Origin of the sequence: Agathobaculum sp. (assembly GCF_022775115.1) — a bacterium.
In the GTDB taxonomy this organism is placed as follows: Bacteria; Bacillota; Clostridia; order Oscillospirales; family Butyricicoccaceae; genus Agathobaculum.
Genome location: NZ_JALFLA010000017.1, coordinates 55006 through 76203, shown reverse-complemented (window position 1 = coordinate 76203; position 21198 = coordinate 55006). Strand labels below are relative to the sequence as shown.

The 21198-nt window shown below is 65.7% G+C and carries 23 protein-coding genes and 1 pseudogene; all 24 read right to left on the bottom strand.

Annotated features, from left to right (window positions below; genetic code table 11):
- Positions 1 to 141 (bottom strand): annotated as a pseudogene (rplB, locus tag MR935_RS02635) (50S ribosomal protein L2); the annotation flags it as partial.
- A 243-nt stretch (positions 142 to 384) separates the two neighbouring features.
- The gene (gene rplW, locus MR935_RS02630) at positions 385 to 678 is read right to left on the bottom strand and encodes a 50S ribosomal protein L23 (protein WP_290570779.1); all 294 of its coding nucleotides are present in this window, start codon (positions 676 to 678) and stop codon (positions 385 to 387) included.
- Positions 678 to 1301 (bottom strand): 50S ribosomal protein L4, encoded by a 624-nt coding sequence (gene rplD, locus MR935_RS02625; RefSeq protein ID WP_290570777.1) that lies wholly within the window; start codon positions 1299 to 1301, stop codon positions 678 to 680. The genes rplW and rplD overlap by 1 nt, the downstream gene beginning before the upstream one ends.
- Positions 1302 to 1319: 18 nt before the next feature.
- Positions 1320 to 2015: a 50S ribosomal protein L3 gene (gene rplC / locus MR935_RS02620; RefSeq protein ID WP_290570782.1), complete on the bottom strand. Its 696-nt coding sequence runs from the start codon at positions 2013 to 2015 to the stop codon at positions 1320 to 1322.
- 204 nt (positions 2016 to 2219) lie between these two features.
- Positions 2220 to 2531 (bottom strand): 30S ribosomal protein S10, encoded by a 312-nt coding sequence (rpsJ, locus tag MR935_RS02615; protein WP_031475667.1) that lies wholly within the window; start codon positions 2529 to 2531, stop codon positions 2220 to 2222.
- A 502-nt stretch (positions 2532 to 3033) separates the two neighbouring features.
- Complete coding sequence (locus MR935_RS02610; protein ID WP_290570775.1) at positions 3034 to 3966, bottom strand: anti-sigma factor family protein; 933 nt, start codon at positions 3964 to 3966, stop codon at positions 3034 to 3036.
- Positions 3963 to 4565 carry an RNA polymerase sigma factor gene (locus tag MR935_RS02605; RefSeq protein WP_290570774.1) on the bottom strand — a complete coding sequence of 201 codons (603 nt, stop codon included), beginning with the start codon at positions 4563 to 4565 and terminating at the stop codon, positions 3963 to 3965. The genes MR935_RS02610 and MR935_RS02605 overlap by 4 nt, the downstream gene beginning before the upstream one ends.
- A gap of 39 nt (positions 4566 to 4604) precedes the next feature.
- On the bottom strand, positions 4605 to 5576 hold the full coding sequence (gene dusB / locus MR935_RS02600) for a tRNA dihydrouridine synthase DusB (protein WP_290570773.1): 972 nt from the start codon (positions 5574 to 5576) through the stop codon (positions 4605 to 4607).
- 166 nt (positions 5577 to 5742) lie between these two features.
- Complete coding sequence (locus tag MR935_RS02595; RefSeq protein ID WP_290570772.1) at positions 5743 to 6249, bottom strand: DedA family protein; 507 nt, start codon at positions 6247 to 6249, stop codon at positions 5743 to 5745.
- A 119-nt stretch (positions 6250 to 6368) separates the two neighbouring features.
- Positions 6369 to 6632: a hypothetical protein gene (locus tag MR935_RS02590; RefSeq protein ID WP_290570771.1), complete on the bottom strand. Its 264-nt coding sequence runs from the start codon at positions 6630 to 6632 to the stop codon at positions 6369 to 6371.
- Positions 6633 to 6705: 73 nt separating this feature from the next.
- Positions 6706 to 9051, bottom strand: coding sequence for a SpoIIE family protein phosphatase (locus MR935_RS02585; protein ID WP_290570769.1), 2346 nt, complete (start codon positions 9049 to 9051; stop codon positions 6706 to 6708).
- A 137-nt stretch (positions 9052 to 9188) separates the two neighbouring features.
- Complete coding sequence (locus MR935_RS02580; RefSeq protein ID WP_290570768.1) at positions 9189 to 9968, bottom strand: sirohydrochlorin cobaltochelatase; 780 nt, start codon at positions 9966 to 9968, stop codon at positions 9189 to 9191.
- A 1-nt stretch (position 9969) separates the two neighbouring features.
- Positions 9970 to 10593, bottom strand: coding sequence for a precorrin-8X methylmutase (locus tag MR935_RS02575; protein ID WP_290570780.1), 624 nt, complete (start codon positions 10591 to 10593; stop codon positions 9970 to 9972).
- Between the two features lie 8 nt (positions 10594 to 10601).
- Positions 10602 to 11132 carry a cob(I)yrinic acid a,c-diamide adenosyltransferase gene (locus MR935_RS02570; protein ID WP_290570767.1) on the bottom strand — a complete coding sequence of 177 codons (531 nt, stop codon included), beginning with the start codon at positions 11130 to 11132 and terminating at the stop codon, positions 10602 to 10604.
- On the bottom strand, positions 11129 to 12628 hold the full coding sequence (locus MR935_RS02565) for a cobyric acid synthase (protein WP_290570766.1): 1500 nt from the start codon (positions 12626 to 12628) through the stop codon (positions 11129 to 11131). Before MR935_RS02565 ends, MR935_RS02570 begins: the two co-directional genes overlap by 4 nt.
- The gene (locus MR935_RS02560) at positions 12628 to 13689 is read right to left on the bottom strand and encodes a pyridoxal phosphate-dependent aminotransferase (RefSeq protein ID WP_290570765.1); all 1062 of its coding nucleotides are present in this window, start codon (positions 13687 to 13689) and stop codon (positions 12628 to 12630) included. The genes MR935_RS02565 and MR935_RS02560 overlap by 1 nt, the downstream gene beginning before the upstream one ends.
- A gap of 15 nt (positions 13690 to 13704) precedes the next feature.
- Positions 13705 to 14661, bottom strand: coding sequence for an adenosylcobinamide-phosphate synthase CbiB (gene cbiB / locus MR935_RS02555; protein WP_290570764.1), 957 nt, complete (start codon positions 14659 to 14661; stop codon positions 13705 to 13707).
- Positions 14652 to 14987 carry a bifunctional adenosylcobinamide kinase/adenosylcobinamide-phosphate guanylyltransferase gene (locus MR935_RS02550; RefSeq protein ID WP_290570762.1) on the bottom strand — a complete coding sequence of 112 codons (336 nt, stop codon included), beginning with the start codon at positions 14985 to 14987 and terminating at the stop codon, positions 14652 to 14654. The genes cbiB and MR935_RS02550 overlap by 10 nt, the downstream gene beginning before the upstream one ends.
- Entirely contained in the window at positions 14984 to 15772 is a 789-nt protein-coding gene (locus tag MR935_RS02545; protein WP_290570760.1) for an adenosylcobinamide-GDP ribazoletransferase, read from the bottom strand. Before MR935_RS02545 ends, MR935_RS02550 begins: the two co-directional genes overlap by 4 nt.
- Positions 15769 to 16299, bottom strand: coding sequence for a bifunctional adenosylcobinamide kinase/adenosylcobinamide-phosphate guanylyltransferase (locus MR935_RS02540; RefSeq protein ID WP_290570758.1), 531 nt, complete (start codon positions 16297 to 16299; stop codon positions 15769 to 15771). Before MR935_RS02540 ends, MR935_RS02545 begins: the two co-directional genes overlap by 4 nt.
- A gap of 9 nt (positions 16300 to 16308) precedes the next feature.
- Positions 16309 to 17367 (bottom strand): nicotinate-nucleotide--dimethylbenzimidazole phosphoribosyltransferase, encoded by a 1059-nt coding sequence (gene cobT, locus MR935_RS02535; RefSeq protein WP_290570756.1) that lies wholly within the window; start codon positions 17365 to 17367, stop codon positions 16309 to 16311.
- A 4-nt stretch (positions 17368 to 17371) separates the two neighbouring features.
- Entirely contained in the window at positions 17372 to 18712 is a 1341-nt protein-coding gene (locus MR935_RS02530; RefSeq protein WP_290570754.1) for a cobyrinate a,c-diamide synthase, read from the bottom strand.
- A complete protein-coding gene (gene cbiT, locus MR935_RS02525; RefSeq protein WP_290570752.1) occupies positions 18702 to 19898 on the bottom strand; it encodes a precorrin-6Y C5,15-methyltransferase (decarboxylating) subunit CbiT in 1197 nt (398 codons plus the stop codon). Before cbiT ends, MR935_RS02530 begins: the two co-directional genes overlap by 11 nt.
- 15 nt (positions 19899 to 19913) lie before the next feature.
- Entirely contained in the window at positions 19914 to 21197 is a 1284-nt protein-coding gene (hemL, locus tag MR935_RS02520; protein ID WP_290570750.1) for a glutamate-1-semialdehyde 2,1-aminomutase, read from the bottom strand.
- Between the last annotated feature and the right edge of the window lies 1 nt (position 21198).

Genomic DNA, 21198 nt, shown 5'->3' with positions numbered 1-21198 from the left:
GCCATAGCTGTTGCGGCCGGCGGTCTTCTTGACCTTTTCGAGAAGGCTCTTCTCGGGCTTCACCTTGGACAGGCCCTTGTAGGAAAGCACAGTCATATTTCTGCGCGAGGGCGTCGTCGGGTTGAAAGTCTTGATAGCCATGTTGGATTTTCAACTCCTTGATTCGTTATTATCGGGGTGTCTCCCCATATATACGCTCGCAAATGAGCGTTTCAATCGGATCTCCGGCCGGAGATCCGCCCCATCAAAGTCGGCCTTCGCCTGACTTTGATCCCTTTGCCCGCGCCGCGGCCTCGTGCGCCGTGCGGACGAGAGAGGGGTATCAAAATCGGTTTCCTCGGGAGGTGATTTTGTATCTAGGGGGACTGTCCCCCCTAGAGGGTGTTACATCATGTTCTCGAAGATCTCGATCGGCTTGGAGTCCGCGGTCAGCGTGACGACAGCCTTCTTGATATCCGGGCGCTTGCCCACATGAACGCCCATGCGCTTCCACTTGCCCGGCAGCTTGATGGTGTTGACCTTGGCGACCTTGACGCCGAAGATCTCCTCCACCGCCTTCTTGATCTCGATTTTGCCCGCGTCGGCGGCGACCTCAAAGGTGTACTTATTGTCAGCGATGCCCTGCATCGAGCGCTCGGTGATGACCGGCTTTCTGATCACGTCATAAACGAACTTCATTATGCGTACACCTCCTGCAGCTTTTCAACGGCGGCCTTGTCGATGATGAACTTGTCAGCGCCCAGAATCTCGTATACGTTCAGGGTGGACGCGATCATCGTACGCACGCCGGGGATGTTAGCGGCCGACCGGACGACATTCGTGCGCACCTCCGGGGTGACGACAAGGCTCTTGCCCTTGGCATCGACCGCCTTGAGGAAGGCCACGAAGTTCTTGGTTTTGATCTCGCTCATGTCCAGACCGTCGATGACGATGATCTCGCCCGCGGCGGCCTTGGCGGAAAGAGCGGAGAGCAGCGCCAGGCGCTTGGTCTTTTTGGTCAGCTTATAGTTATAGGAACGCGGCTTGGGGCCAAAGGCGATGCCGCCGTGCGTCCACTGCGGGGCGCGGATCGAGCCCTGACGGGCGCGGCCGGTGCCCTTCTGCCGCCACGGCTTGATGCCGCCGCCGCGCACCTCGGCGCGGGTCAGCGTCGACTGGGTGCCCTGACGGTGGTTGGCCAGATAATTCTTGACCGCCGCGTGCATCACGGGCACGTTCGGCTCGATGCCGAACACGGCCTCGTTCAGCTCCATCTCGCCGGTCTTCTTGCCGGTCATATCAAAAACTGCTACTGTAGGCATTAGTTGCTCCTCCTTCCCTTACTTTCTCGCGGAAGCCTTCTGCGGGTTCTTGCTGATGCCAGCCTCGCCCTTGGCAACCTTGTTGTTCTTAACGGTGTTCTTGAGCACGACAATGCCGCCCTTCGGGCCGGGGATCGCACCGCAAACGGCGATCAGGTTCAGCTCCGGGTCGACCTTGACAACGTCCAGATTCTGAACGGTGACCTGCTCGGCGCCCAGATGGCCGGGCATCATCTTGCCCTTCATGATCTTGGAAGGATCAGAGCAGGCGCCCATCGAGCCGGCGTGGCGGTGCACAGGGCCGGTACCGTGGGTCTCCTTCAGGCGGGCGGCGTTGAAGCGCTTGATAACGCCCGCGTAGCCCTTGCCCTTGGAAGTGCCGGTCACGTCCACATAGTCGCCCGCGGCAAACATATCGGCCTTGATCACATCGCCGAGCTGGAAGGTCGAGCAGTCCGCGAAGCGGAACTCCTTGAGGTACTTCTTCAGCGCGTCGCCGGCCTTGGCCAGATGGCCCTTCTCCGGCTTGGTGAGCTTGCGCTCCTGCACATCCTCAAAGCCGAGCTGAACCGCGTTGTAGCCGTCCTTCTCCTCGGTCTTGAGCTGGGTGACAACGCAAGGGCCTGCCTCGATAACGGTGCAGGGGATGACCTTGCCGTCGGCGTTGAAGATCTGGGTCATGCCGACCTTCTTGCCGATGATTGCTTTTTGCAGCATACTGTTTTCCTCCTTAAAGGTTATTGGTTGACGGCATTTGGCCGCCAACATGACCTCGCCGCGCCTTTCGCGGCAGGGCTTCAAGCGAACGGTCGGGTCAGTCCGTCCGCCTGTTGACATAATTTGTGACTGAAACAGGCCTCAGCCAAACCTGTCTCCGTATATAGGGGCCTTTGGAAGCCCCCTATACAAGAAAAGCGGTTACAGCTTTACCTCGAACTCAACGCCGGCCGGCAGGTCGAGCGTGGTCAGCGCCTCGATGGTGGCCTGATTGGGATTGATGATGTCGATCAGGCGCTTGTGGGTGCGGCGCTCGAACTGCTCGCGGGCATCCTTGTACTTGTGCACCGCGCGCAGGATGGTGACGATCTGCTTCTCGGTCGGCAGCGGGATCGGGCCGGAGACCTTCGCGCCGTTGCGCTTGGCCGTCTCGATGATCTTCTCTGCGGACTGGTCGATCAGCTCATGGTCGTATGCCTTCAAGCGAATGCGGATCTTCTGTGCGTTTGCCATTTTGGTTTTTCCTCCTCGTATATGTGCCATACATTAGTAAAATGTTTTGACTCGCTACGGAGAGAAACTGCAACCCCGCCGTGCGTATCACGTTCGGGCATGAAAATAACCGGGCGCACTTATCGTGTCATGATCCGGTCACAATAGAAACGCAAGTGGTTCCGGCCATCGGCTTTGCGGCCATACGCCGCGAGTCCCGAATTTACGCAGGAACATTGCGTTTTGCCTTGGGGGACGCGCCCCTTCGGCTGATAGCAGTTGTCTCAACCGCCCGATTGTCGGACCTACTCCGCCGAAGTTACCTGCTCGCAGAGCAGCAATCTCCGGCATCATCGCGTTTTCCCCCGCTTTCGCAGGTGCTTTTATAGATTACTACAAGGTCTTTATAAAGTCAAGCGCTTTCACAAAAATTCCGCAAAAATTTTGTGGAAATCTCCAAATCCCACGCAGCTGACCCGGCGTGCCCGCCGCGCGGCGGCAAAAAGGAGGGCAAAAGCCCTCCTCAGCCGCTTACCACGATCAAAATCCACTTTTCGGCCTTGCTGTCTATCGTCAGTCCGACGTCGTCATAGGCCGACACGTCATAGCCAGCCTCCTCGACCGCGCGCAGCGTGTCCTCGATCACGCCCATGCTGTTGGTCAGCGAGAACACGGCCACGCCGTCCTCCTGCATCAGCAGCTCACCGCCGATATCGGGCAGCTCGCCCGCGCCCTGCGCCAGATAACAGTGTGCCGCGCTCGTGCCTTGCAGGCTGTCCGGCAGGCGAATGGCCGGCATCGCGGCAAACGGCACGGCGGACGGTGCATCCTGCGCCTTTTGCTCCTCCGCGCTCTGCACCTGCGCGGGTGCGGCCGCGGCCACAGACATATCGGCAGGCGCTTCGGCGGCTGTCTCTCCCTCCGCCTGAGCGGACGCGCCGGTATCCTTCGCCGCGTCTGTCGTGCCGCCCGCGTCCAGTGCGCGCATACCCGTCTCGCCTGACGCAGCCTCGGCCGCGCGCTCGATCTGCTCCGCCATGCCGCCGGCTGCCGGGGCGGCCATCGCTGCGGAATCGCCCGCCGCGGCCGCTTCGCCCGCCGCCTGTCCCGCGCCCATGTTGAACATCTGGCCGACGCCGCCGCCCAGCACGACCAGCACGACGACCGCCGCCGCTGCCAGCATAGTGAACACCGGCAGGCGGCGCGCCGGCTTTTCCGGCTGCACCACGCGCAGCCGCGTCTGCTGCCGGGCGCTTTCCATGATGCGCTCATGCAGCGCGGCGGGCGGCTCGTCGGGTACGGCAAGCAGCGCCTGCATCGCACGCAGGTCGCGCTCCAGCGCGGCGCACGCGGGGCACTCGGCCAGATGCGCCTCCAGCTTTTCCCGCTCGGCCGCGGTCAGCGCGCCGTCTATGCCGGCAGCGCAAAGCTGCTCAAAATATTCGTGATCGCTCATGCCTGCCCGCCTCCTTTCGTCCCGTTAGACGCAGGGCGCTGCAAAAGGTTCCCCCGCCGCAGCAGCACGGTGCGCAGCGCCAGCCGGGCGCGCGACAGGCGCGATTTGACCGTACCCTCGTTGATCTCCAGCGTTTCGGCGATCTCGGTATAGCTCAGCCCGGCCACGTCGCGCAGCAGCACGATCTGCCGGTGCTCGCCGCTCACCTCACCGAGCGCGGCGGCAAGCTCGCGGCCAAGCTCGCTGTTTTCCAACTGCTCCTCGGGCGTGGGCGCGCTGTCCGGGATGGGGCGCTCGGCCTCGTCGTCCGCCGCGAGCGGCTGGGTCTGCGGCTGCGCCTGCCTGCGGCGCGCATGGTCAACGCACAGGTTCATTGTGATGCGGAACAGCCAAGTGGCAAAGCCGCTGTCCCCGCGAAAGCCCTCAATCGAGCGCCACGCGCGCAGAAATACCTCCTGCGTGATATCGGCCGCGTCCTCCGGCGAGCCGGACGAGCGCAGTGCCACCGCGTAAACGCGCTTTTCATACAGCCTTACCAGTTCTTCAAAGGCATCTGTCTCGCCACGGCGCGCCTTGGCCAGTATATGCTTTTCGTCCACAAACAGTGCCTCCTTGCCCGTCTGCCGTCGTTTAGGCGGTCACGCGCCGGCCGCCTGCTTCAGCTCCTCGGCCAGCGCGCGCAGCTCGTCGAGCGTTTCCAGCGCACAAACGCGCGCCTTGAACGCCTTCAGCCCGCTCTGCCGCTTGAGATACCAGTTGACATGGCGGCGCGCTTCGAGCAGCGCGACGCGCTCGCCCTTGTACCCGGCGGCCAGCTCGATCTGCCGCACGGCCGTGTCAATCCGCGCGGCAAAGGGGGGCAGTGGCGGACATACGCCGGTTTGCAGCAGCGCGTTTGCCCGCTCGAAAATCCATGGATCGCCCAGCGCGCCCCGGCCGATCATCACCAAATCGGCGCCGGTGTGCGCCAGGATGCGCGGCACATCCTCCGGCTCGAATACGTCTCCGTTGGCGATCACCGGGATGGACACGGCTTGCTTTACCGCCTTGACCGCGTCCCAGTCGGCCTGTCCGCTGTACTGCTGCGCGCGGGTGCGCCCGTGCACCGCGACGGCTGACGCGCCCGCCTGCTCACACACGCGGGCAAACGCCACGCAGTTGACGCTCGCCTGATCCCAGCCCTTGCGGAACTTGACCGTTACCGGCACATCGACCGCGCGGCACACGGCCTCGATCACACGGCCGGCCAGCGCGGGGTCGCGCAGCAGCGCCGCGCCGTCTCCGTTGCCCGCGATCTTGGGCGCGGGGCAGCCCATATTGATATCAATGATATCGCAGCCCGAAAGCGCGCGCACGATCTTGGCTCCCTCGGCCATGCTGTCCGGCTCGTGGCCGAATATCTGCACAGCGGCAGGGTGCTCTCCCTCGTACAGGGCGAGCAGAGAGGGGGTTTTTTTATCGCCAAAGCACAGCGCCTTGGCCGAGACCATCTCGGTCACGGTCAGCGCCGCGCCATGCGCCCGGCAAACCTGCCGAAAGGCGCGGTCGGTCACGCCCGCCATCGGCGCGAGCACCAGCCGCCCCGCAAGCGGCACCTTGTCGATGTGCACGGATCATCCCCCCATATTGTATAAATTAACGCATTATATTATATCATATCACCCTATCCGCCGCAAATTTCAATGTGGTGACAATCGCTTCCGTATTCTGCCGAAAACATCCAACGAAAAACGCGGGAAACCAAGGCTTCCCGCGCGGCGTATATGCAGTTTTGCCTCACAGCATGGACAATATCTTTTCGCTGAAAAAATACCCGAATGAAATCAGCGCGGTGTTCCATGCCGCGATGCCGAGCGCCGACCAGCCGATGAACCACTGCACCGGCATACGAATCAGCCCCGCCGGGATGGATACGATCGTGCGCAGCACCGGGATCAGGCGGCAGAGCGCCAGTCCCCTGCCGCGGTGTGCGTTGATATAATGGTGGCAGCGCTCGACAAAGGCGCGGAAGTTCTTACTCTTGCCGAATAGGCGCTGCATGATCGGCTCACCGCCCCAGTAGCAAAGGCCGTAGATCACCAGACTGCCCAGCAGCCCGAAGCAGACGCTCAGCGCCAGCGTGACCAGCAGCGACAGCTCGCTCTGCGCGATGAGCACGCCGATACACGGCATGATGATGCCCGCCGGAAAGCCCGGCAGGTTCATGTACTCGCAGAAGATGACCGTACAGATGAGAATCAGCCCATATTGATGAAACAATGTGAAGAACTGCTCGGCTGTCATAGCTCCATCCCCGCTTTCCCATGCAGACCACCGGCCTGCCCGGCGCGGCGTGTATATTATATAGTATAGCAAGCAGCTCCCGCCAACACAAGAGACGGGAGCGGCATTTTTCAATCTATTTACAAAATCAGCAGCACGGCCAGCCAGACCGCACTGGCTGCCGCCGCGCCAAGCGCGCCCGCGCCGAGCATTTGCCGCAGCGTAAAGCGCCGGCGCGGCCGCCCGGTGCGCACAGCGAGATAGCCGTTGGCAATGCGGCAGGCCTCGCGCACGATATCGCCGCGCGGCGCGGCCGTGTCCCGCAGCAGGAAGATGGCCTGCTCAAACACGCCCTGCCCCTCCGGCCGCACAACGACCACACGCCGACTGATCCCTTTTACCATGTCCATTCCCTCCCTTTTGCGGAGAGTATGCCCAACGCGGCGGCGGGTTAAACGCGCCGATGGCGGCGCCGGCTCATATCTTTTCCAGCCGCATGACCAGCGCGGTGCGGTCGTCGTCGTGCCCACGCCCCTTGGCCTCGACCACCAGACGCGCGGCCAGCTCCTTAGGGCTCTCGCCTGCGTGCTTTTCGAGCAGCGCGCGCACCCAGCCGTCGTCCGCGCCATCCGAGACCCCATCGGACAGCATGACAAACAAGTCGCCGTGACCAAGGCGCAGCGGCACCGGCTCGCCCAGCGCGTCCTCCTCGGCAAGGCCGATGGGCAGCGCACCCGCGGTCAGCACCGTCCAGCGCCCGCCCGCGCGCAGATAGGACGGCGCCGCGCCGCATTTTAGGCTTTCCGCCCGCCCGGTGAACAGGTCGACGGTCAGCGCGTCGAGCGTGGCGAACCGCATCCCGTCCGAGCGCAGGCGCAGCGCGGGCGAAACGGCGCGCAGCGCGTCCCCCACTGAAATGCCCGCGCGCAGAAAGCGCTCCATCGAGCCGACCAGCATCCGGCTGTCCTGCGCGGCGGCCGCGCCCGTACCCATGCCATCGGCCAGCAGCAGGCAGGCAGCGCCCGCGTCGGTGACAAAATAGCAGCCGCTGTCGCCCGAGACCGACGCGCCCTCCTTCTGCTGCCTACCGATACCGACGACCGCGCGAAAGGGCGCGCGCTCGCGCAGAATGAGATGCGCGTCCTCACCCTCACCGACCAGCTTGGGCTCGGTCAGCCCAACGCCGAGCAGCGCGCCAAGACCGGCCGCAAAGCCGCTCGCCTGCGCCAGCACATCGCCCGTACCCTGCCCGAACAGCTCGATCACCAGCCGTCCCTGCCCGTCCCGCACCGCGCAGACACGGTCGATCCAGCCAAAGGCCGCCGCATAACGGCGCACCTGCCTTTCCAGCATGGGCTGGGCGATCTCGTCCCGCGTGACCTCGGCGCCGAGCTGACGTAAAATATCGGTAATGCCCGCGTACTGCCGCGCGAGCAGGCTTTGGTTTTCCTCCTGCTGCCGCCGCAGGCTCTGCCGCTCGCGCAGCGCGAAAAGCGCGCTGTTGATGGCGCGCATCAACTCGGGCAGATGCACACAGCGCGAGGCGAAATGCTGCGGAAAATCGGACAGCTCAGCCCGCCCGCGCCGCAGCATGGGCTGGGTCACATCATTGAGCGCGGCCAGCGTCGTGATATAGTCCCGCTGCCAGCACTGCGAGCAAAGCACACAGCTTTTGCACACGCGCTCGCTCGCGTGGTCGAACACCACGCGCACATTCTGGTCGCCCGCAGCCTTGCCCTCATGGATGCCGTTGAGCATGGATAGGTACATCTCGTAAAACGCCTGCGCAGCTTCGGTGGCGCACTGGCCGACGGTTTGCCGCGCACGGCGGCGCACGGCCTCGCCGGAGGGTATGTCGGGCAGCAGCGTCTGCCGCAGCGCGCGCCACACCGGCTCGGGCAGCGCCGCAAACGCTGCGACCGCGCACAGCAGCTCCAAAATGAGCGGCACGAACAGCACATGGTCGACGCCCAGCATGGCCGCGCATAGCCCGGCCGCCAGCGCGCAGAGCGCAAACCACGTCCGCCCCTGCTCGCGGAAGAGCCCCGCGACCAGCGCGCACAAGCCATAGCAGCAGGTGAACAGCGCGCCCTGCCCGGCTGCCAGATCCATCGCCGCGCCAAAGGTCACGCCCGCCGCCGCGCCAAACCCCGCGCCGCCCAGATAGGCCGAGGCCAGCACGAGCAACAGCGCCGCCGCCCGCGCGGGCGACAGCAGCGAGAACAAATCCAGGTCGGCCAGCGACAGCAGCACGCTTGCCGCAAAGGCCAGCATCGTCGCTGTGCGCCGCCAGTCGTTCTCCTCGCGCGGGGGCGCGAAGGCCGCGCTGTACACCCAGCATGAGCCAAAGGTCAGCGCCTGTACGGCCACGAAGGTCAGCACGGACGCAGCGGTCAGCGCGGGCCCCACGGGCAGGAACACAAAGGTGCAGGCCGCGCCGGCCAGCGTAGCCACCAGCGGGGCAAACCACCGCTTTTCTATGATCTTCAGGCCGGCGCACACGCTCATCACGCACAAAACGAGCAGCGCCGCCGCCGCGTACACGCCGCTGCGCAGCGAACCGCCCAGCAGCATCGTGCCGCAGAACAGGCCGCCGATGGCCGAAAGTCCCGCGCCGTGCGCCATCATCGCCGAGGCGGCTGCCAACCCAAAGGGGGCATAACCGCCGAGCACCGTCCCGCGCGCGAGCAGCGCGCACAGCACAAACCGCCGCGCGCCCACGATCAGCACATGCCCGTGCTCTCCACCCGCCAGCTGTGCCAGCCACGCGGCCGCGCGCCCGAGCAGCTGCGGCGCGGCTCTCTTGGTCTTTTGCTTGTCCATTTCCGTTATGCCTCCTTGCTTTTCCAGTATAATCCAGATAATACGCAGGGCTTGACGGAAAATAGAAGCGGAAATGGCGCGCGCAAGATTTTGCGTATAAAAAAACGTCCACTCAGCAAAGCAGACGTTTCTTTTCCTTATATTTCCTTTGCGGCGCGGCAGTGGTCAGCGAAAATATCACCGACGGCGGGCAGCTCGCCCATGCCCTTGAGATGCGTTTCGACCGTGTAGCCCTCGCCTTCCAGCCGGCTCTTCCAGCTGTCCTCCTCCGCCCCGGCCAAATCGTTTTGCGCATGGTCACCCGCCACGAGCATCAGCGGATACAGCCGCACCTGCGCCGCCTCGCACCGGTGCAGGCGCGCGAGCACATAATCGAGATGCGGAAAGCCCTCGACCGTGCCGACATACACCCGCTCGGCGCCGTGGTAGCGGAAGCTGTTCTCGACCAGCGCGTAAGCCGCGTTCGCCGGATGCTCGGCGCCGTGGCCCATGAACACACAGGCCTCGTCCGGCGCGAGCGGCGGCATGTCCGCCAGCAGCGCGCGCGTCAGGCGCAGGTAGTCGGGCGTGTCCCACAAAAGCGGCCTGCCCAGCGTCAGACTGCCAAAACGGCCGCGATACGGCTCGAGCTGCGCGCGCAGCTTGTCATACTCCTGCCCGAAGATGACGTGCAGGCTCTGGCAGCGCACCTCGTCATAGCCCTCCTCCGCCAGACGGGCAAGCTGCTCGTCCGGCGCGGGGATGTACTCGCCCTGCTCGCGCTCGATGCGCCTTGCCACCATGCGCGAGGTGAACGCGCGGCAAAAATCATATCCCGGAAACGCGCTTTGCAGCCGCGTCTCGACCGCTTCGATCGCGCGGCGCGCCACCGGGTCGACCGTGCCGAAGCTGACCACCAGCAATGCCTTTTTACCCATTTCAAAAGCCCTCCCGTTTGACGATCTGATACAGCAGCGCATTAACGATCGCCGCGGCGACATTCGAGCCGCCCTTGCGGCCGCGCGCGATGATATACGGCGTATCCCCGCCGAGGAACAGCTCCTTGGCCTCGACCACGTTGACAAAGCCGACCGGCACGCCGATGACGAGCGCGGGACTTACTCTGCCCTCGCCGATCAGCTCATGCAGGCGGATGAGCGCGGTCGGCGCATTGCCGATGGCGAAAATGAGCGGCCCGTCGAGCGCCGCCGCCTGTTCCATCGAGATGACCGCGCGGGTCACGCCGCGCGCCTTGGCCTTTCGCGCCACCTGCTCGTCCGCCATAAAGCAGACCGCCCGCCCGCCGAGCTTGCCCAGCGCGACCTTGCTCACGCCCGCGAGCGCCATGTTGGTATCGGTCACGACGGTTGCACCCGCCGCCAGCGCCTGCTTGGCCCTCTCAACCGCGTTTTCGGAGAAAACAAGGCTGTCCGCGTAATCGAAGTCAGCCGTTGTGTGGATCACGCGCTTGACGACCTCATCCTCGCCCGGCGGAAAGGCGCGACCGCCCAGCTCAGCCGTGATAATGGCGAGCGACTGCTTTTCGATCTCATTTGGCTGCATTTTTCCGTTCACAGCTCGATCCCCTCCCGCGCGGCAACGCCTTTATCGAACGGATGCCGCCGTTTTACCATTTCGGTGATATAGTCTGCCCGCGCCAGCAGCCGTTCGGACGGGCCGCGCCCGGTCAGCACGGCCTCCAAGCCGTCCGGCCGGCTGTCCAGCAGGTCGAGCACTTCGTTTTCGTCCAGAAAGCCGCAGCTGATCGCGGCACATACTTCGTCCAGCACGAGCAGACGCGCCCCCTCCCGCGTGGCAAAGCCGCGCGCAGCGGCAAAGGTGCGGGTGATCGCGGCGGCAGTCTCACGCTTTTCCTCCTCGCTCATCTGGGTGGAGAACTTGCCGCTCGGGTTGGCGGCGAGCAGCGTCACACCGTCGAGCTTTGCCAAAACGCGGCATTCGCCCGAGGTGCCGTCCTTCAAAAACTGCGCGATCACGACTCGGTTCCCGCGTCCCGCGCACCGTACAGCCAGCCCCATCGCGGCGGTCGTCTTGCCCTTGCCCTCGCCGCAGTACAGGTGGATCAGTCCCTTTTCGTTCATGCGTTTCCCTCCAATATCCGGTAGATCAGCTTGATATCCAGCGCGTTGCGCACGGTGTCGGCCAGCTTGTCATACTGTGTCTGCCGATACGCCGCCTCATCCTGTGCCGCCGCGCCGAGTGTCACACCCTGGCGCGCGGCCAGCGCGCCTGCCAGACGCGCGGCCACCCCAGGCGCGTCGAACACGCCGTGCAGGTAGGTGCCGTAGACGTTTTCCGCCTGACAGCCATCGAGGATTTCGCTTTGTCCGCGCCGCAGCGTTTGCAGCGGCAGCGCGCCCGCACGATAAGCCGTTTCGCCCATGTGTATCTCATATCCCGCTGTTTCTACGTCCGAGAGCGCAGCCAGCGCGCCGTGCACCGTGCCTATGCGGCCAGTGGCCTGCGCGGTCGTTTTGCGCGCGCGGAACACGGTGTCCACCGGCAGCAGCCCCATGCCGCGCATCGCGCCGCCGCCCTCGGCGTTTTCCGGGTCGGCGACCGTCTGCCCCAGCATTTGATAGCCGCCGCAGATGCCGAACACCGGTGTGCCCGCCGCATGCAGCTGCAGGATACGCGCCTCCATGCCGCTCTCGCGCAGCCATTTCAGGTCGGCAAGCGTCGATTTCGTACCCGGCAGCACGACCAGATCAGCATCGGCCAGCTGCTCCGGCTGGTCGGCATAGTACACGCCCACACCGTCGACGCGCGACAGGGCGGAAAAATCGGTGAAGTTGGACAGGCGCGGCAGCCGCACGACCGCGACCTTGACCGGTGCGTCCGCGCACCGCTCATCCAGCCGGGCGGACAGGCTGTCCTCCTCGTCGATATCGAACCGCCCGTAGGGCACGACCCCCACGACCGGCTTGCCGGTCAGCGCCGTAAGCTGGGCAAGACCGGGACGCAAAATCTCGATATCGCCCCGGAATTTGTTAACGATCAGCCCGCGAATGCGCGCCTGCTCGTCCTGCTCGAGCAGCTTTACTGTGCCATACAGCGCGGCGAACACACCGCCCCGGTCGATATCACCGACCAGCAGCACGGGCGCGTCCACCAGCGCGGCCAGTCCCATATTGACGATATCATCCTGCTTGAGGTTGATCTCCGCCGGGCTGCCCGCCCCCTCGATGACGATGATGTCATACGCGGCGGCAAGGCTGTCATACGCCTGCCGCACGACGGGCAGCAGCGACCGCTTGCTGCCCCAGTAGGCGCGCGCCGTGCGCTCGCCCTGCGAAACACCGTTTACGATCACTTGCGAGCCGGTATCGCTCGTCGGCTTGAGCAGGATGGGATTCATGCGCACATCGGGCGCAATGCCCGCCGCCTCGGCCTGCACGGCCTGCGCGCGCCCCATCTCCAGTCCATCCGCCGTGATAAATGAGTTAAGCGCCATGTTCTGCGCCTTGAACGGCGCGACCGTATAGCCATCCTGCCGGAAAATGCGGCACAGCGCCGCGCAAAGCAGACTTTTGCCCGCGTTCGAGCAGGTGCCCTGCACCATGATGCACCGCGCCATCAGCGCTCCTCCCTTCGTATCTCATCCAGCGCGGCCAGCAGCGTTCGGCTGTCCTGCCGGGTCTTGACCGCCGTGCGGTACCAGCCCGCGCCAAGGCCACGGTCGTGCAGCATACTGCGGAGCAGCACACCGCGCGCGGCAAGCTGCTGCTGCAAATCCTGCTCCGCCGCGCGAAACAGCAGGAAATTGACCTCGCTCTTATATACGTTCAGTCCCCGCCTTTGCAGCTCCTCTGCCAAATAAGCGCGCTCGTCCGCGATGCGCGCCGCCGTCCGCTGCGCGTAGTCCTGTTCCCGCGCCGCCGCCTCGGCGCACGCCTGCGCGATGACCGACACGTTCCACGGCTGCCCCGCGCGGTACAACGCGTCGACCAGCGCGGCGTTCGCCGTCATGCACCAGCCGAAGCGCACGCCGGGCACGGCGTACATCTTGGTATAGGCGCGCAGGAGAACCAGCCTTGGCTGCGCACCCAGCAGGTCTTTGAGTGTATGCTGCGCGCTGTCGGTCAAAAAATCGGAAAAGCACTCGTCCACCACCAGCCAAGTGCCGTTTGCCGCGCACCGCCGCGCGACCGCTCGCAGCAGCGCGGGGTCGGCCGTGCGGCCGGTCGGGTTGTTGGGGTTGCACAGATACACCGCGTCCAGCCCGGGCACGATATCGTCCAGCAGCCGCCCGGTCAGGGTAAACTCCTCCTCCACGCGCAGCGGGTGAAAGCGCAGCTGCGCGCCCGCGAGCGTCCGCTCATACGCGGCGAAGGTGGGCACGGTCAGCAACGCCGTCCTTGGCCGCAGCGCAGCCGCCAGCCGGTCGAGCACATCGGCCGCGCCGTTGCCGCAGTACAGCCAGTCGGCGGGCACGCCCTCGGCCGCGCTGATGGCGCGCCGCGCCGCACGGCAAAAGGGGTCGGGATAACACGCGCAGCGCGACAGCGCATCCTGCATGGCCTGCCGCACACCCTCCGGTGTGCCGAAAGGATTAATGTTGGCCGACAGGTCGAGCGGCGCGCCGCCGTACCGCGAGGCATAGGTGTACACATCTCCCCCGTGTACATATGCGGGCATACGCTGTCCTCCTTTCTAAAATGTCAGTATGAGCCGCACCGCGCAGCACAGCGCCAGCGCCAGCACGCTTGCCGCCGTCATCAGATCGACCGCGCGGCCGATATCGCCCTGGCTGACCGGCCGGTCGGGGTCGCCAAAGGCCGCTTTTTTGACCGTTTTGCCAAAGTAGCTCGCGTCTCCGCCCAGCTGCACATGCAGTGCGCCCGCGCACGCGGATTCAGTCTGCCCCGCGTTGGGGCTTTTGTGCCGCGCCCGGTCGCGCCGGAACACGCGCAGCGCGTTGCGGTTGTCCAGCCCGAGCATACCCGCGCCCGCGATCAGGCAGACCGCCGCCAGCCGCGCGGGGAGCAGGTTGAACAGGTCGTCCATGCGCGCCGAGGCCTTGCCGAAATACTCATACCGCTCACTGTGGTAGCCGACCATCGAATCGAGCGTATTGACCGCCTTGTACAGCCAGCCGAGCGGCGCGCCGCCGAGCAGCAGATAGACCATCGGCGCGACCACGCCGTCGGTCGTGTTTTCGGCCACAGTCTCGACCGCCGCTTTGATGACCTGCTGCGCGTCCATTTCGCCCGTGTCCCGGCCGACATACATGGCCACCGCCGCCCGCCCCTCTTCCAGCGATCGACCCAGCGCCCCGCGCACCTGCGCACCTGCGTCGGCAAGGCTCCTGCGCGCGAATATCTGCCAGCACATGAGCGTTTCCGCCGCAAAGCCCAGCCAGAGGTTGATTCCGCGCAGCCAGCGCAGCAGCGCAAACGGCACGGCAAAGCTGACCGCGCACACAGTCACCCATAGCAGCGCGCCCGCCGCAGTCTCGCCGCGCGGGGTTTTGGGGAACACGCGGCGCAGCAGCTTTTCGCCAAGCGATATCAGCCTGCCAATGGCGCACACCGGATGCCACAGCCCCTGCGGGTCGCCCAGCAGCCAGTCGAGCGCAAAGCCGAGCAGCACGGCACAGGTCAGGTACATGGCGCGTCCCCCTTCAGGTATTGCGGTACGCCCGCGAGCACGCGCACGACTGCGTCCGCCTCGGCGGCCAGCGCGCAGCACAGGCGGCCGGTGGCCTCGCGCCAGTTCTCGTCCGCCCGCGCGAGCGGCACGATGCCGCAGCCGACCTCATCGCAGGTGACGGCCTTGCCGCGCAGCCCGGGCAGCAGCGCGGCGGGATCGCCGCCCGCTTCGAGTATCTCCCGCACCAGCAGGTGCAGGTTTTGCACAAGCGGCAAATCAGGATAGAGCCGCCGTGCGAGCGCTGCCTTGCCCTGATACGCGCCGCCGATGAATAAAACCGTCATAGCATCAGTCCCCCCACTGCGGCGGCCGCCAAAACCAGCAGTTCGGCAATCGAGATGAAAAAACCCGCCAGGTCGCCCGTGATGCCGCCGAACACGCGGCGGCTCATGCTTTCGTGCAGCGCATACCACACCAGCAGCACGGGCACAATGCTTTTCACGGCGGTCAGCCCGTGCGGCACGCGGTACAGCGGCAGGCCGCACACCGTCAAAAACAGGATAAATTCTGCCGCAAGCGCGGCCACCACCGCCGTTTTATCGCTGTTTTCGGCAAAAATCTGCGCCAATCCGCTATCCCGCGCACAAGGGGACAAAACGACCTTCGCGCCGCCCATCGTGCGCGCGAGGGCGAACCCCGCATACGCCAGCGGCAGCAGCACAGGCCTTTCGTACAACTGCGCAAAGCAGGCGGTCTCGGCCAGCAGCAGCGCGGTCAGCCACAGCGGCGCGAACGCGCCGACGTGCGGGTCGGACAGGATGGCCAGCCGCTTTTCCCGGTCACCAAAGGAGCAGAGCGCGTCGCAGGTGTCGGCAAAGCCGTCCAGATGGATGCCGCCTGAGAGGATAAGCGGCAGCAGCGCGGCCACAGCCGCGTAAAAGAGCGCCGCCGCGCCAAACCGCGCACAAAACGCAAACCAGAGCCATTCCGCCACGCCGATCAGCACGCCGACCAGCGGCAGAAAACCGAGCGCCCAGCGCATACTGCGCCGCGTCCACGCGACCTGCGGCACGGGCACGGCCGAATACAGCGAAAACGCGACCAGCAGGCCGCTCCACAAGTCCCTCATCGGTTTTTCCCCTCCTTTACCGGCAGCAAAAGGCCGCACACCGATTCGTACACTGCATCCGCCTGCGCGGCGAGTTCAGTGTTCAGCCTGCCCAGCAGCGCGATGTAGCAGACAGTTTCGTCGGCATATGGCAGGCCGTCCGAAAAGACCTCATTGGTCACAATGACCAGCGTTTCACAGCAGGCTTGCAGCCGCTTTATCCCTGCAAGGATGCTGTCAAGCGCCGTTTGCCCTGCGGCCTGCGGCGCGTACAGCTCGTTTGCCAGCAGATTGCCCATATCCTCGAGCAGAATGCCGTCATACCGCCGGGGCAGGTGCAACCCGTCCAGCCCGCAGGAGCGCTCGAGCGTGACAAAGCCCTTGCCCGCCCGCAGCGCACGGTGCCTGCGGATGCGCCGCTGCGCCGCTGCGCCCTGCGGCGCCATCGTCGCCAAATACAGGCGGGCGCCTACCGCGCGGGCGCACAAAAGCCGCTCCGCGTGTGCCGATTTGCCGCTCGCCGCGCCGCCCGTTACCAAAATCAGCATGGTATCCTCCTATGCTTGCTCCGTGTAGGCCTCCATGCCCAGCTCATCAAAGGTCAGCATCCCGTCATACGCCGCGAGCGTGAGATCGAGCAGGCTGACCGCCGCCACCGCGCCCGTCCCCTCGCCCAGCCGCATACCCGCCGTGATGAACGGCCGCAGATCGAGCGCGTCCAGCAGCAGCCGCGCCGCCGGCTCGTCCGAGCAGTGCGAAGCCAGCAGATAACCGCGCGCCGCCGGGCACAGCCGCACAGCTGCCAGCGCCGCCGCGCCGGCGATCACGCCGTCCAACATGACCGGCAGGCCGCAGGCCGCGCCGCCAAGGCACAGCCCGGCCAGCGCGGCAATGTCCAGCCCGCCGACCTTGTGCAGCACGTCCAGCGGATAGGCCGGGTCGGGTCTGTGCAGCTTAAGCGCGGCGCGGATGGCCGCGCGCTTGTTTTGCAGTCCCTCGGTGCTCAAGCCCGCGCCGCGCCCGGTCACCAGTTCGACCGGCGCACCAGTGAGCGCCGCCGTGACCGCCGCGCTCGTTGTCGTGTTGCCGATGCCCATTTCGCCCGTGCACAGCAGCGTATAGCCCTGCTCAGCGCAGTGCGCGGCCAGCTCGATGCCGGTTTCGACCGCACGGACGGCCTCCCCCCGCGTCATGGCGGGCTGCTGTGTCATATCGGCCGTGCCGGGGCGTATCCTTCGGTCGAGCACGCGCCCGCTTTTGACCGGCTGCGCCACGCCGATATCGACCGGGAGCACGTCCGCGCCGATGTGCTTTGCCATCAGACACACCGCCGAGCGGCCGCGCCCCATGTTGTCGGCCACGAGCGCGGTGATCTCCTGCCCGCACTGAGTCACGCCCTGCCGCACCACGCCGTTGTCCGCGCAGAACACAACGACCGCGCGCCGGTCGATGCGCGGCCTTGCCGTGCGCTGCATACCCGCCAGCCGCACGACTGCCTCTTGCAGCAGGCCGAGCGCGCCAATCGGCATGGCAATATCGGCAAAGCGCTGCCGCGCGGCGGCCATGCTCGTCTCGTCAGGCGGCATGATGCGGGCCACCGTTTGCTGTAATGTCATTCTCTCACCTCAGTCCGGCGCATTTGCGCACAAAATTTGCGGCAAACGCAGGGTTGGATCGGAAATACAAATGTGGATAGCCGGCGTACAGCGTGTCCGTCGCGCAGCCGCACGGCCAGCCTCTGCCGTTTGGCTTTTGCGCATGGAACGCATCCCCCTCGTCGTCCGACACGCCGTAGTGGAACGTGTGCGCGCGGATGGACGCGCCCGTCCGGCCGAGCAGGTTATCCCGCGCGGCGGTCAGCGTCACATAGCCGAAGGGCTGCAGCCGGTCGGTCATGCGGGCGTGCAGCGGCAGCGCGCCCGCCATCGGGCGTCCGTCGAGCGTCTGGTGTAAATACTGAAAGCCGCCGCACTCGGCAACGGTCGGCAGGCCGTTTCGCACCGCGTCCCGCACGCTCTCGCGCATGGATGCGTTGCGTGCGAGCGCGTCCGCGTGCAGCTCGGGGTAGCCGCCGCCGAGGTACAGGCCGTCGATATCCGCGGGCAGCGCCGCGTCCTCGAGCGGTGAAAACGGTGCCAGTTCCGCGCCGAGCGCACGCAGCACGTCCAGGTTGTCCGCGTAGTAAAAGCAGAACGCCCTATCCCGCGCGAGCGCAATGCGCACCGGTTTTCGGCACACGGGCGCGAGCAGCGGGGTCTTATCGCGCAGCGGCGGCGCGGTGCGCGCCAGCGCGGCAAGGCCGTCCAAGTCCAAGCCCTGCTCGGCCGCGTCGGCCAGCCGGTCGAGCCTGTCCTGCAAGCCGCCGATCTCGTCCGCCGTCACAAGGCCGAGATGGCGGTGCGGCAGCGCGGCCTCGGGCACAGGCGGCAGGCAGCCGTACACCCGCAGCCCGGCCTTTTCGGCGATCTCCCGGTAGAAGGGCAGCATCGCGCGCGATACGCCGTTCAATATCACGCCTGCAAGCGTGTTATCCGCAAAGGTGCGAAAGCCGTGTATCTCGGCCGCGAGCGAGAGCGACTGTCCCTGCGGCCGGACGATGAGCACGGCGGGCGTAGCCGTCGCGCGGGCCAGGTGCGCGGCCGAAGCCGTGTCCGTTCCGCCCGATACACCGTCATAAAAGCCCATCGCGCCCTCGATGATGCCCAGTCCCCCGGCCGGGATGTGTGCGGCCAAATCGGCGCGCGCCTGTGCCTCGCTGACAAAGAACAGGTCGAGGTTGCGGCTAGGCACGCCGAGCGCGGCAGTGTGGAACATCGGGTCGATGTAATCCGGCCCGCATTTGAAGGCCGCAAGCGGCACGCTCCGCCGCTGAAGCGCGCGCAGCAGCGCGCTTACCACCGTTGTCTTGCCGCAGCCCGAGCCGGTGCCCGCCAACAGCAGGCGCGCCGCGTTAGCCGCCATACGCGCCCTCTGCCGATAGGATGAACACCGGGTTGTTCGCAATCATCATGGTATACGGCCCGACGGCCTTGCCGCGCGATGCGGAAAGCTGGATAAGCTCGACATCGGCAAACCCAAACTCGTGCAGTGCGGTCTGCGCGGTGTGCAAGGTCTCGATCGCAATGGCGGTCACCACCACGCGCACCGCCGGGTTTTTGTGCTTTGCAGCCTGCAAAATGCGCCGCATCTGCCCGCCGCTGCCGCCGATGAACACCGCGTCCGGCGCGGGCAGGTCGGCCAGCACCTCGGGCGCGCTGCCCTCGACGATGCGCACATTGTAGCCGCCCAGCCTGCGGCGGTTTTCGGTCAGCAGGTCAATGGCTACGGGCGCACGCTCAATGGCGTATACTGTGCCGTCCGCGGCGCGGCGCGCCAGCTCGAGCGTCACCGCGCCCGTACCCGCGCCCACATCCCACACGGTATCCCCCGGCTGCACAGCCAGCCGGCCGACCGACACCCACCGTACCTCCTCCTTGGTCATCGGGGTTTTGCCCCGGGTCAGCATCTCGTCGCGCACCGGCTCGTGCGCATTGACCGCGTCGGGATGCTCGATGAGCAGCACGGCAAGGTCGCCGCAGGCTGTGTCCGCCAGCGACGCAGCCGTGCCGGAGACGATGCGCTCATCCGCCGCGCCGAGGTTTTCGCCCAGCCGCACGGTCAGCCCGTCAAGACCGGCCTCGGCCAGCTCCCGGCAGACGGTCTGCGCGTTCTGCGTACCGCCCGTCAGCACGAACACCTTTTTGTGGTAGCTGACCGCGCCGAGGATGCTTCCCCCGCGCCCGTGCAGGCTGCGCACACAGGCATCGTCATACCGCACGCCCACGCGCGCGCAGAAATATTGCAGGCTGGACAGTCCGCAAAGCAGACCCACCGCGCCATGCGGCAAAAGCTGCTCGCGCAGGCGGTAGGCCGCGCTGAAAAAGCCCACATCGCCCGACACCAGCAGCGCAGCGGTTTGGCAGTCCGCCGCCGCCGCGCGCGCGGCCATCTCGCCAAACGGACAGACCTGCGCCCCCGCGCAGAGCGCGGCCAGCCGCGCCGACGAGGTCAGCACCAGCCCGGCTTCGGCAATAGCCGCAGCGGCCTCTCCGGTCAGCAGCTCGGGCGCGCCCGGCCCGGCTCCGATGATGACAAAACGACGCTCCATACCCATTTCTCCCCTTTACTTTAGTGCCTGCAATGCCTCGTCCGCCGCCTTGACCGTAAAGGCAAGGTCGCGCTGTGTGTGCGCGGCGGAAACAAACATCGCCTCAAACTGACTGGGTGCGAGATATACACCTCGCAATAACATTTCATTAAAATACTTTGCGTATTTTTTCGTATCGCTCGCCTTTGCTGCCTCAAAGCAGTCGACCGGTTTGTCAGTAAAATACGGGCACAGCAGCGAGCCGACCTGATTGACCTGCAAGGGGATGCCGTGGCGCTGCGCGCTCTCCCGCAGGTGGGCGGCCAGATACTGGGCGGCAGTCTCCATGACGGTGTAGCACGTCGGATGGCTGTCCAGCAGCTGCAATTGCGCCAGCCCCGCCGCCATGGCCACCGGATTGCCCGACAGCGTGCCCGCCTGATACACCGGCCCCGTGGGCGCGACCTGTTCCATCAGCCGCCGGCTGCCCGCATACGCGCCGACCGGCATACCGCCGCCGATAATCTTGCCGTAGGTGACCAGATCGGCGCGCACGCCGAAATACGCCTGCGCGCCGCCCGCCGCCAGCCGAAAGCCGGTGATGACCTCGTCAAAGATGAGCAGGCTGCCGTGCCTGTCGCACAGGCGGCGCAAGCCCGGCAAAAAATCCTCCTGCGGCGGCACGACGCCCATATTGGCCGCGACCGGCTCGACGATGACCGCCGCGACCTCGTCCCGGTTGGCTTCGAGCAGGCGCTCGACCGAGGCAAGGTCGTTGTACCGCGCCAGCAGCGTATCTCGTGCCGCGCCGCGGGTCACACCCGCCGAGTCCGGCTCGCCCTGCGTCAACGCGCCCGACCCCGCGCCAACCAGCATCGCGTCCGAGTGGCCGTGGTAGCAGCCCGCGAACTTGATGAGCTTTTCGCGCCCGGTCGCGCCGCGCGCCAGCCGGATGGCGCTCATGACTGCCTCCGTGCCCGAGTTTACCATGCGCACCATCTCGATATTGGGCGTGAGGGAGATGATTTTTTCGGCCATTTCGACCTCGAGTGCGGTCGGCGCGCCAAAGGACAGGCCGCTCATCATACGCTCGCGCACCGCCACCAGAATGTCCGGATGGCTGTGGCCAAAGAGCATTGGCCCCCACGAGCCGACATAGTCGATATACTCCAGCCCGTCCTCGTCTAGAATGTGGCTGCCCAATCCCTTGGCGATAAAGCGCGGCTTGCCGCCCACCGCCCGAAACGCGCGCACTGGCGAGTTGACGCCGCCGGGCATCACCTGCCGCGCCCGCGCAAAAAGCTGCTCAGAGCGTGTCATA